An 11,092-nucleotide genomic window follows, 5' to 3' on the forward strand; every position below is an offset into this window, starting at 1 on the left:
GCACCATCCGTCGGGACCGAACGGAGATGGCTCTACCGCGGCGATGCGTCGGCCAGTACCGGCCGACGCATCGCGGTGGCATGCCCGGCCCTCCAGATCGAGTCACTGAGCATCGTGCTGGGCTGGGCCGGGCGCCACGCTGTGCCGGCCCGGCCCGGGCCGGCGTGGACAACCTGGTACTCGTCGTCGGCGCCACAATGCCCGCGGCGGCGCCACTGCAGTACCCGAGCGACGTCGACGACGCCCTCGCGCGGGTCCTGTCCGTCCGGGTCGCGGCCCGGATCCAGGAGCAGGCCCCGGCCCTCGTGGTCCCGCACGACGAGGGCGCGAGCAGCCCGGACGTCGCCGAGTTCGTGTACTCGAACAGAGGTGCCAGGCCCGTGCGCGCGACGTCGGGGCCAGCCGGAGTGCTTCACCGCGTCGGGCGGGCCGGTGCCGAGATCGGCGTCTCCCTCGACGGTACCCAGGCCCGTGCCCTGCTCGAGGCTCCCAACCGCGAGCTTCTACACGGAAGATCATCAGCTCCGCCGACCCCGAGGCACACCTTGATCACCTTTCTTCCGTCAGGCGAGACGGCCCTGGCGAACCGGATTCTCGGCGAGCACCTGCGCCACCTGCGTGAATGCCAGGGCGACGACGTCACCGCCGTCGTCGAACGGCTGCCCGCCCACCTCCGGATCAGCCCCGACGACCTCACCACGGCCGAGCACGGGCGCAACGCCCTGCTGCGCACCATGATGACGGCAGGCGAGGGCCTGGCGCTGGCCCGCGCCTACGGCGCAGGCCACGACGCCGCCGACGACTGGAAGCGCCGCGTCCTGGCACATCAACAGGACCTCATGCTGGGCTTCACGCCCGGCCGCTTCGAGGACGAGGGACTCGGGTGGGCGCACCGGTACCAGGTGATCGAGCAGCGCGCTGGCGACGTCCTGCTCGCGTGCGGTGGTCATCTGGTGCCGGTGCCGCTGCGCACCGCGGCCTTGGAGGAAGCCGTCTGGGCGGGGCTCGGTTCCAGGTCCCGCGGCCACCGTGACCGCCCGTCCCTGGGCGCGCTGCCGGGCGCCGGATGTCGACTGTGCCAGGTGTACCGGGCCGGCGTGCTGAGGGACCGAGCCGCCGTCCATGCCTGGCGGCGCGAGGTTCATCAGGCCCGCACGGACGCCTTCGCCGCGCGTGTCCGGTCCCCGGGCGCGCCGAGCACTGTGGTTCTCCTAGACCAGATGCTGCTCTGGCGTCAGTCCGGTGGCGCCCAGATCCATGCGGGGCAGATGAGGCATCTGGCTCGCCTCGCTGACGAGACATCGTTGGAGATCCGCATCGTCCCTGCCTCCGGCTTTCACGCGGGCATCATCGAGCGTGTCCAGCTCGAACTCCCCGACGGTGTCCTCTCCGTCTCCGTCAATGACGACATGGGCGCCGTGTACGAGAGCGTCGTGGACCCGAGGCTGGCCGGCATGCGGGCCCGCGCTCTCGGGGCTGAGGAGAGTCTCGACATGCTCCGGAGCGCAGCAGACGGCACGCTGAGCAAGCCGTGGTAGCCCCCGGCACGCCTCAGGGCCCGGCACCCGAGGGCGGAGGCCCTGCTCCGGGCATGACGACCTTGCTGCCGAAGCCCTCCGACCTTGGCCCGCGCGGTCGTGGCCTTCTTCGCGGATCCCTCCAGGGCCGAGGCCATCGTGCTCCGCCGCGGACGCGGCGCCCTGCGTCCGCCCGCACCGTACGAACACGCGGGGCAGCGGCGAGCCGGCCTGGTCACGTCCTCCGAACTCGCCAGCCGGTCCGCCCGGCTCGCAAGCTGGCCCTCCCTCTGCAGGACCTCGGGGGCCGGCCATGACCGAACAACGACAGCACCAAGTGAAAGTTGGCCGTGAGTGAGCACTACCAAGACCGAGATCCGAGTGCCGGGTGTCGGCTCCACTCCCGCACTCGGGGTTCCGCAGCCGGACGATTCATGGATGGCACCCCAGCTCCCCGAGGGTGCTCTGCGTGCTGACCAGATCGAGGCCGCCACTGCCATCGTGCGCGTCCTGGAGAAAGAGGACCGCACCATCCTCACGAAGGCGTGCGGGACCGGGAAGACGCGCACCAGCGGCGAGATCAGCCGGCGGATTCCTCATCGCACCGAACTGCGGACCTTCCCGAGCCTGGCACTCATCGCCCAGACCGCCGCCGAACTGGTGGCCACCTTCGGTCGAGCCAGCCTCGGCCGTGTCGTGGCGGTGTGCTCCGACAAGAAGGTTCTCGCCCGCCATCGTGGCGTGCTGGACGATCTCGGAGCCAGCGTCACATCCGATCCCGCCGCCCTCGCGGCGATCGTCGCCGAACCTGCGGCTCGGGTCACCGTGTTCTGCACCCTGCAGAGCCTGGATGTCCTGATCACCGCCCACGCCCAGCACCGGCTGCCCGCATGGAACCTGGCGATCATCGATGAGGCCCACCGCACGGTCGGGCTGGAGGACCGCGGCTGGACCGCCGTTCACGACCAGCATCGGATCCCCGCGGACAAGCGCGTCTCCATGACCGCCACGATGAAGATCGTCACCAGCCGCGTGGCCGAGGGCCACGACGACATCGTGAGCATGCACAACCGCAAGGTCTTCGGTCCGATCGGCTACCGCCTGTCCTACGCGACAGCCAGAGAGCTGAAGATCGTCGCGCCCTACCGGCTGGTCGTCCCCGTCATCACCGACGAACGTGTGCGCGAGGCCGCCACCGCCGTCGACAACCCGGTCTACTACCAGGCCGGCGCCGCCGGGATCTCGGCCGAGGTCCTGGCCACCCAGATCGCCCTGCTGCGGGCCGCCACCGAGGCCGGTTCGCGCCGCATGATCACCTACCACCGCACGATCGCCGACGCCCGATGGTTCGCCACCACACTCCCCCTGGCCCTGCAGCATCTGGACCCCTCTGAACGCCCGGCCTCCCTGTGGGCCGCGCACATCTCCGGCCGACAGGACGCGGAACAGCGCGAACGGATCCTGGACCGACTGCGCTCTGCCGAGCCAGGACTTGTCGTGGTCTCCAACGCCGCGCTCCTGACCGAGGGGGTGAACATCCCGGACATCGACTCGATCGCTCTGCTCTCCCCACGTGGCGACATCGACTGCCGCCAGGCCATCGGACGCGCCGGCCGGCTGCCCGACCCGAGCGTCGACAAGACCGCCCTCGTGTTCGCTCCAGCGTTCCTGCGTGAAGGCGAAGACCCCGCTGCGGCACTGCGAGGCCCTGAGTTCGCGACGGCCTACGGTGTCGTACGAGCCCTGGCCGCGTACGACGACGAGCTGGCAAGCACCCTCGAGAAGACCCGCCGCTCCTTGGGCGCGTCCTCCTACACCGGCCGGGGGCACAGCGCACCGGAGATCCCCGACTGGCTCGCGGTATCGGGCATCGAGGTGCCACCGGAGTTCGCCGCAGCTATCGCCGTCCAGGTGGTCCGATCAGCTACGTCCCCGTGGGAGGAGTTCCTCGGCGCTGTTGCCGCGTTCCGAGCCGAACACGGACATCTGCGGATACCCCGGGGATGGGCCACGCCCGACGGACTCCAGGCGGGCAACTGGCTTGAGTACCAGCGCACCCGCTACTCCCAAGGGCTGCTCGCCGCCGAACAGATCGAGCAGCTCGAAGCCCTCGACGTCGTATGGAACACCTACGATCGCGTCTGGGAGACTTTCATCTCCGATCTGAAGGAATTCCGTAAGGAGTTCGGACACCTGAAGGTCCCCGTCACCTACGTGAACAAGGCCGGCCGGCCCCTCGGTACCCAGGCGAACACGCGACGCACCCAGTTCCACGACCTGCCCCCTGAGCGCGCCGAGGAACTCCTCTCCCTCGGGTTCATCGTCAACATGCTCGATCACCGCTGGGAGGAGCACTTCAAGGCCTGGCTGGAGTACCGCGACACGCACGGCACGCCGGTCGTCCCCCGCCTTCACGTCACCAAAGACGGGATTCCCCTCGGAGACTGGCGCATCAGGCGGCTCCAGGAGTTACGCCGCGGCACGCTGGCCGCTGACCGCCGCCAGAAGATCACCGATGAGGGCCTGCACCTCAGCGGCAACGAGTTCCGGTACCAGCGCAACGTCAAGGCCCTACGGGCGTTCCGTGAACAACACGGCCACGTCCGGGTCCCGTACAACGCCACCGGTCCTGACGGCGCCAAGTTCGGTGAGTGGGTCGGGCGGCAACAACAAGCGCTCCGCGACGGCAAGCTCACACTCGAGCAGGCGAAGATACTCGTCGCCATCGGACTGACCCCCGCCAAGCCGAAGGGGTCCTGATGACGAACCTCGACCCGGGACGCATGACCCAGCTCCCGCTCCGCCGTCCCGCCATCGGAGACCTCGTCCTCGGACACCACCTCGGCCACCTGCGCGCCACCCGCCGCCTGACAGCCGACGAGGTCCACCGGCGGCTACCGGCCCGCCGCTACCTCACCCCCCGCAGCCTCGCCGACATGGAAGCCGGCCGCAACACCGTGCTGCGCCGCGCCCTGGACGACGGGCTCGCTCTCGCCCTCGCCCGCGCCTACGGCAGCATCCGGGCCGCGGACGACTGGGAGGCGACCCTCGACACCCACCACCGCGACTGCGAGACCGGCACCAGCAATCCGGACCTGTCCTTCGCCGACACCGGCCCGGGCTCGCTCCACCGCTACCAGCTGCTCGAACAAGCGGCCACCACCCTGGTGGTCACCGTGGCCGGGGACCTGATGCCCGCACCGCTGCACACCGAGGCGATGCGGCAGCAGATCCTGCAACGGCTCCCCTCGGCCCGGGCCGCTCTCAGGTCCCGCAGGCGGGTGTACGTCACGAACGAGGCCCGGTGCGGGCTGTGCATCCTCTACAACGACGGCCTGCCGCTCGAGAACAACGCGCTCTGGCAGTACCACGTCGACATGGCCCGCTCCCAGGCCTTCACCGCCCGGCTGGAACGGCCGGGCGGCGGCGTCGTCGCACTGATCAACGAGAGCCTGCTCCACACCTACGCCCAGGCCGGCACACAGCCGTGGACCGGGCAACTGCAGCACGTCGCGAGGCTGGCCGAGGGCACCGGTCTGAGCGTTCGCATCGTGCCCCTGCGCAGCGGACAGACAATCCTCGTCAACCGCGTCGAACTCCGCTTCGGCCAGCACCGGACCGTCACGGTCACACCGTGCGGGCCCCACGAGACGCTCTACGAGGACATGGCCGACGACCGGCTGACCGCCCAGCGCCGAGCCGCACTGGGGCACCGAGAGAGCCTCGAACTACTGCGACGGGCTGCTGTAGGAACGCTGGAATTGCCGTGGTAGCCCCGTCAGGCGCCCCCGCCGCAACGCTGGCATTGGGCACCGAGAGGTACCACAGCGTCCCGGCCTCCGGCCCTCCCCTCGGGTGGTCCTTGGCTGGGCTCTATGCGGGGCCGGAGTCGGGCCTCAGCACCACCCGACGGGCCAGGTTGTTTCAGCAGCCCCGGTCCTCGTTCCTGCCCCTTCGTCCACAGCGGCTGACACCACGAGGTGACCCATGTCTGCACGGGATCGAAGCAAAACTGCGCCACCGTTCACTGGGGCCGACGGCGGTCAGGCCGTAGGCTCGTCCACCGCCCGGCGCGGAGTTGCGCCGACACCTCACGAGGTGAACACCGCTCTGGGAAGCCTGATCGCGGAGGCCGACGTGAAGCGGGCGTGGCTCGCGCGCGAGGTCAACCGGCTGTCCCAGAGCGACGACAAGCCGACCGTCTACACCCATACCCATGTGCAGCGCTGGCTCGACGGGGCAAGGCCCAGCGAAGTGACGGCGAAGCGGATCGTCCGGCTGCTGGGCGAACGTTTGAACCGTGTTGTCACTCTTGAGGATGCCGGGTTCGGGGAGTTGGCGCCGTTCGAGCCCGCGGTCGGGTTGGATTTCCCCCGAGACCGTGAGAGCGCTCTCGAAACCGCCGTAGCCTGCTGGAGGACCGTGCACCGCCGTGATGTCCTGCGCCTGCCCAGTGCCGCACCCGCCGTCCTCGGCGCGGCGACGATGCGGTGGATGGCGGTCCCCGCCGATGCCCCCGCACCGCGGGACGGAGAACGGCGCGTCGGCAAGACCGATGTCGACGAGGTGTGGGCGGCGGCTGCTCAGGCCCAGCTCATGGACTCCCGGTACGGGGGCGGGGACTGGCGCCACAGCAACGTGCTGGTCTGCCTGCGGTCTGCAGCCCCGCTGCTGGTCGGGAACTACTCTGCGGAGACCGGGCAGGCGCTGCACAGCGCGCTCGCCGAGCTGTCGCGGGTGGTGGGATGGGCAGCAATGGACGCGGGGCACCACGGCGCGGCGGACCGGCTGCTGATCCAGGCCCTGCGCCTGGCCCGGTCCGCCGGGGACGTGGGGCTGGGCAGCTACGTGCTGGCCACGCTGGCGCTGAAGACGTTCCTGGCCGGCTGGCCGTCGCAGGCCGCGGACATGGCGGAGGCGGCGTACGAGCGGGGTAAGGGCCACGCCGCACCGAGGGTGCTCGCGTTCTGCAAGCTCGCCGAAGCCAGGGCGCTGGCCAAGGACGGTGACGGCGCGGGCGCCGCTGCCGCACTGGTGCGGTGCGAGAACCTTCTGTCCGGGATCCACCCAGGTACCTACGACCCTTCGTGGATCGCGTACATGACCCCTGAGCGGCTGGCCACCGACAGTGTCGAGGTGCACAGGGACCTCGGGCTCACGGCAGCGGCCCGGCGTTGGGCCGAGCGCGCCGGCGCGATGCCGGTGGACCGCTTTACGCGCGCGGTCGGCATCCGTCACGCCGTCCTCGGCAGTACGCACGCGATTGACCGGGACCTCGAGCAGGCGGTGACCGCCGGCTACCGGGCACTGGACATCCTCGCCGGGGTGCGATCGCCGCGGGCGCACAGCTACCTCCACGACCTGGTCGGCAGGCTCGACCCGTGGCACGGCGATCCGCGGGTGCGTGAGCTCACACACCGGGTCGGTTCCGACCTCCCACCGCCGGCCTGAGCCTCCGGGCGCCCGGCCACCGGCGCGGCGAACACGAGGTGTTCAGCCGAGGACCCCTGTCCGCCGTGCGAAGTCGCGCACGCCGGCCGCAGGCATCGCCGTGTAGAGCAGTTCAGACGTGAGCGCCCGCAGTGCGGGGCGGCGGGCCTCCTCGGGGGCGACCCGGTCGACGAACTGCAGTGCGGCCAGGGTCCGCTGCTGGTCGCCGAGGCGCATCCACATGCGGGCAGTGTCGGTGCCCCAGCGCGCTTGGCGCTCCGCGGTGGGCAGGGCAGCCGGGTTGATCCGCGTCGCGTAGGGGATGGCCTTGTCCGGTTCGCCGAGAGCCGTGTGCACGCCGACCTGGTACAGGTCGACCTGGGTCTGCGTCGCGTCCACACTGAACAGCCGCTGCCGGGGGAGGCCGGCTGGCAGCCGGTCGACGGCCTCGGCGGCGCCGGCCAGCAGGTCGTGGGCCGTGCCTGCGTTGTGGGCGCATGCCGCGGTGTAGGCGGCCGTCTCCACAGGCTGGCTGCGACGGCCCGCGCGGCGGGGCCGTGGTCGTCGAGGTCGCGGGCTGTGCGCTCCAGGAGGACGACGGCCGCGCCGGGTCGGCCGGCCCGGCGCACGGTGACGGCGAGGACGCGGACGACCTCGCCGATGACGACGGGGTCGCCGCTCTGGCGGGCGGCCCGTACGGCCCTGTCGGCCGTGGCCCAGGCGAGGTCCGAGTGGTGCTTCGCGGCCGGTTCCGTGGCCAGGACGTAGCCCGTGCCGCGAGGGCGTGGGCCCGTTCGCGGGCGCCGTCACTGGAGGTGTCGCGGTGGGCCTCTGCGGTCGCGATCAGGCCTCGCAGGACGGAGCCGAGACCCCGGTAGCGCGAGGCCGTGAAGTGCGCCCGGGTAGCGGCGAGCAGCCGGTCCAACTGCGGGAGCGAAGCCACGGGCACGGGTGGCGGCAGTGTGTAGAGGAGTCCTACGAGGTTGTCGGCCGGGTCGGTGGGGTTGTTGTGACCCCAACGCCTCTGCCGGGCTGCCCGGTTCGCACATGCTGAGGTCGATCTCCAGTACGTCCTCGAAAACCGTGAGTGAGCGGGCAGACGGGCACATCTCGCCCTTCTCGATCCTGCTTACCGCCGAAGCGGAGTAGCCGGTTTCCCTCCCCGGCTTGGCCTGTGTCATCCGCCTGACAGTGCGAGCGCCGCGAACGGCTGCCCCAAGGCCACGGCTCCCCTTGGGTGACGTAGCCATCAACCTCCCCAACTCGCCCTGACTGCACGCGCAGTGAGCGCAGCCGTCCTGCGGGTCGGTTCACAGGATGTGCAGGTTCTGCACCCGTTGTGCGGGCGGTGCCCCGAGGGGCCTCACTACCGCGCTCGGCAGCGGTGTGCCGAGCTCCGCCGCCCGGTGCGGACGACCATCGAGCCTACATGGCGTGTCCATGCCTGATGTGTTGAAAAGTGCCCCCCTGAAAGTGCCTTCCGCTGTCCTGCAATCTGGTGTCTGCTGGGTCCTCCGCACGATGCGCTCGCCGGTCGGACGCCGGACAGCCCTCTGTGTCCAGGCCCTCCGTCGGCGGCAGCAGGTGTTCCCGGACAGCCCTCGCGGCGTCTGGCGACGCCGGGGCGAGATAGCTCTGTGGGAAGGAGCACCATTTCCCACGATGTACGAGGAGACTCGATGCGTCTTGTGATGGTTGACGACATCGACCTGGTCGGCAGGACCGCCGTGGTCGAGGCCGTAGTACGAGACGTCGCCGATCACAGGGTGACGGCGGCGCGGCACCGCGGGATGCCCACCCGGCGCTACCCGCAGGATCGGCCCCTGCGCCGGCTGTCCATGGTCCGCCAGCCGGACAGCGCGTTCACCACTACCGCGCACCTGTTTGCCTCCGCCTCGGACGGCGCTGGCCTGTCACGGTCACCCCGAGCGGGGTCGAGACGTTCTACGAGGACCTGGCCGACGACCGGCTGGCGACGCAGCGCCGGACGGCATTGGGCCACCGGGAGAGCCTCGACCTTCTATGACGGGCTGCTGGCGGAACGCTGAAGCCACTGTGAAGGGCAATAAGCCTACCTGGCACCCGTAGCTTGCCTCCCTAACTTGCCCTGTCCGATCTGCCTGATTGAGCGTCAGATAGTGGTCCGCCCGAGCAGCGAACCCGTGACCGACTACCTGGGTCGCTCGACCGGCTGTCCCACGACCGGGTGCACCCTGTCCGGTTCGAACGGCTGGTTCTTGCCGAGTGCCGTTCCATGCGGCCCAGTGCCGCCCCGCCTTGAGGAGATGATGGCCCTGTCCGCCTCCCTGTCCGCCGTCGAGATGCCGCCCGGTACGGTCAGCATCGGCAAGTCGTTCACCTTCGAGGCCGGCCACCGGCTGACGGGGTTGCCGCCCGAGCACCAGTGCTCCCGCCAGCACGGGCACAGCTACATCGTCGAGGTCGAGCTGGTCGCGGACGAGCTCGTCGCGCCGGGCTTCGTCACCGACTTCGCCGACCTCAAGCCGTTCAAGGCATTCCTGGACGGCCAGTTGGACCACCGCAACCTCCACGAGGTCCTGCCCGTCGAGCCCACCTCCGAGCTCCTCGCCCGGTACCTGGCCGGCTGGTTCATCCAGCACGTGGAGCCCGGTATCGCGGGGCGCCTGGCCGCTGTCCGGGTCCGCGAGACCGGGAGCAGCTGGGCACGCTTCGAGGTGGCGGTCCGGTGAGCGCGCTGAGCCTGCCCGGTGCGCCGGTTCCCGCCGACGGGACGCTGCTGATCGCCGAGCGCTTCGGGGTGGAGGTGCCCACCTTCCAGGGGGAGGGACCCAGCGGGGGCCGGCCGGCTCTGTTCATCCGCCTCTCGCGCTGCAACCTGGCCTGTGCCAGGTGCGACACCAAGCAGACGTGGGACTGGAGCCGGTACGACCCGCGCGAGGTCTCCACCCGGGCGACGGTGTCGGAGCTGGCGCGGTGGGCGCTGTCCTCGCCGGTCGAACTGGTCGTGATCACCGGCGGCGAGCCGCTGCTCCAGCAGCAGCGGCTGCTGCCGCTGGTGCGTGAACTGCTCGCGGGCGGCAAGCGGATCGAGTTCGAGACCAACGGCACCATCGCGCCGGTTTCCGAACTGCTCGTCGACGGTGTCCGGTTCAACGTCTCCCCGAAGCTGGCCAGCTTCGGGGAGGACGAGGGCCGCAGCATCGTGGCGGCGGTGCTCGCCGCGTTCGCGGCCGGCGGCCGAGCGGCGTTCAAGTTCGTCGCCTCTAGCCCGGACGACCTCGGCCGGATCGCCGAACTCGTCGAGGAGCACCAGCTCGTCGAGGTGTGGGTGATGCCGGAGGGCACCACCACACAGGCTGTCACCGCGACGCTGCGCGCCATCGCCGACGAGGTCGCCGCCCGCCACTGGAACCTGACCCCCCGCCTGCACACCCTCGCGTTCGAGAACGCCAGCGGCCGCTGAGCCGCCCGCCCCCGTGTCACCCGCTCCTCATCCGAGAAGAGAACCCGCCATGTCGAGTACCGATCTCGCCACCCGCCCGGCCGGCGCCGAAGCCGCCCCGGCCCAGCCGTGCATCGACCTCGCCCGCGTCGAGTGCCTGTTCACCGAACTCCTGGTCGCGTTCGGCGAGGACCCCACCCGAGAGGGCCTGGTGGGCACCCCGCGGCGTGCCGCCGCCTCGTGGGCCTCCTTCCTGTCGCCCGCTCCCGCGGACGCGGCGTGCTTCCCCGAGCCGCGGCTCATGGGCCAGATGGTCCTCGTCGACGGGGTCAGCGTCTGGTCGAAGTGCGAGCATCACCTGCTGCCGATGCACCTGACGGTTGCCGCCGCCTACCTGCCGGGCGAGGAGGTGCTGGGCCTGTCGAAGTTCGGCCGGATCGCGCAGTACTACGCCGGCCGGCTCCAGGTCCAGGAGCGCTTCACCGGGCAGGTCGCCGACCACCTCGCCCAGGCGGTCAACAGCCCGGACATCGCCGTCCACGTCGAGGGCCAGCACCTGTGCATGAGCATGCGCGGCGTGCGGATGGAGGACGCCCGCACCACGACCCTGCAGGCCCGGGGGCGCTTCGAGAAGGACCCCGTGCTCAGCCAGCAGTTCCTCGCCATCGCCACCCGGCACCGCGCGGCCTGAGAGGCCGAGCCGCCCACCGACCCATGGAGG

General features: G+C 70.8%; 8 protein-coding genes. 7 read left to right on the forward strand and 1 reads right to left on the reverse strand.

Going from position 1 to position 11,092, the window contains the following annotated elements:
• Positions 1-164 precede the first annotated feature (164 nt).
• From ACFRMQ_RS00410 to ACFRMQ_RS00425, 4 genes are all read left to right on the forward strand, one after another.
• Positions 165-1,538: a Scr1 family TA system antitoxin-like transcriptional regulator gene (locus ACFRMQ_RS00410; protein WP_380725238.1), complete on the forward strand. Its 1,374-nt coding sequence runs from the start codon at positions 165-167 to the stop codon at positions 1,536-1,538.
• A gap of 417 nt (positions 1,539-1,955) precedes the next feature.
• Entirely contained in the window at positions 1,956-4,277 is a 2,322-nt protein-coding gene (locus tag ACFRMQ_RS00415) for a Helicase associated domain protein (RefSeq protein WP_380725240.1), read from the forward strand.
• Complete coding sequence (locus ACFRMQ_RS00420; protein WP_380725242.1) at positions 4,277-5,290, forward strand: Scr1 family TA system antitoxin-like transcriptional regulator; 1,014 nt, start codon at positions 4,277-4,279, stop codon at positions 5,288-5,290. Before ACFRMQ_RS00415 ends, ACFRMQ_RS00420 begins: the two co-directional genes overlap by 1 nt.
• A 325-nt stretch (positions 5,291-5,615) precedes the next feature.
• On the forward strand, positions 5,616-6,968 hold the full coding sequence (locus ACFRMQ_RS00425) for a hypothetical protein (RefSeq protein ID WP_380725244.1): 1,353 nt from the start codon (positions 5,616-5,618) through the stop codon (positions 6,966-6,968).
• Positions 6,969-7,010: 42 nt separating this feature from the next.
• Here the strand turns inward: ACFRMQ_RS00425 and ACFRMQ_RS00430 are convergent, their stop codons facing one another.
• Positions 7,011-7,472 carry a hypothetical protein gene (locus tag ACFRMQ_RS00430; RefSeq protein WP_380725246.1) on the reverse strand — a complete coding sequence of 154 codons (462 nt, stop codon included), beginning with the start codon at positions 7,470-7,472 and terminating at the stop codon, positions 7,011-7,013.
• A gap of 1,739 nt (positions 7,473-9,211) precedes the next feature.
• Between ACFRMQ_RS00430 and ACFRMQ_RS00435 the strand changes: the two genes are divergently transcribed.
• Genes ACFRMQ_RS00435 through folE form a run of 3 tightly spaced genes read left to right on the forward strand, consistent with a single transcriptional unit; the run spans position 9,212 to position 11,062 of the window.
• Positions 9,212-9,658 (forward strand): 6-pyruvoyl tetrahydropterin synthase family protein, encoded by a 447-nt coding sequence (locus tag ACFRMQ_RS00435; protein ID WP_380725248.1) that lies wholly within the window; start codon positions 9,212-9,214, stop codon positions 9,656-9,658.
• Positions 9,655-10,392 carry a 7-carboxy-7-deazaguanine synthase QueE gene (locus ACFRMQ_RS00440; RefSeq protein ID WP_380725250.1) on the forward strand — a complete coding sequence of 246 codons (738 nt, stop codon included), beginning with the start codon at positions 9,655-9,657 and terminating at the stop codon, positions 10,390-10,392. The genes ACFRMQ_RS00435 and ACFRMQ_RS00440 overlap by 4 nt, the downstream gene beginning before the upstream one ends.
• A 49-nt stretch (positions 10,393-10,441) precedes the next feature.
• Positions 10,442-11,062, forward strand: coding sequence for a GTP cyclohydrolase I (folE, locus tag ACFRMQ_RS00445; protein WP_380725252.1), 621 nt, complete (start codon positions 10,442-10,444; stop codon positions 11,060-11,062).
• Positions 11,063-11,092 lie beyond the last annotated feature (30 nt).

Origin of the sequence: Kitasatospora sp. NPDC056783 (assembly GCF_042789895.1) — a bacterium.
GTDB lineage: Bacteria > Actinomycetota > Actinomycetes > Streptomycetales > Streptomycetaceae > Kitasatospora.

Coding starts and splice junctions, on each gene's coding strand:
- ACFRMQ_RS00415 (WP_380725240.1), top strand. CDS start 1,956: ATGGCACCCCAGCTCCCCGAGGGTGCTCTGCGTGCTGACCAGATCGAG.
- ACFRMQ_RS00420 (WP_380725242.1), top strand. CDS start 4,277: ATGACGAACCTCGACCCGGGACGCATGACCCAGCTCCCGCTCCGCCGT.
- folE (WP_380725252.1), top strand. CDS start 10,442: ATGTCGAGTACCGATCTCGCCACCCGCCCGGCCGGCGCCGAAGCCGCC.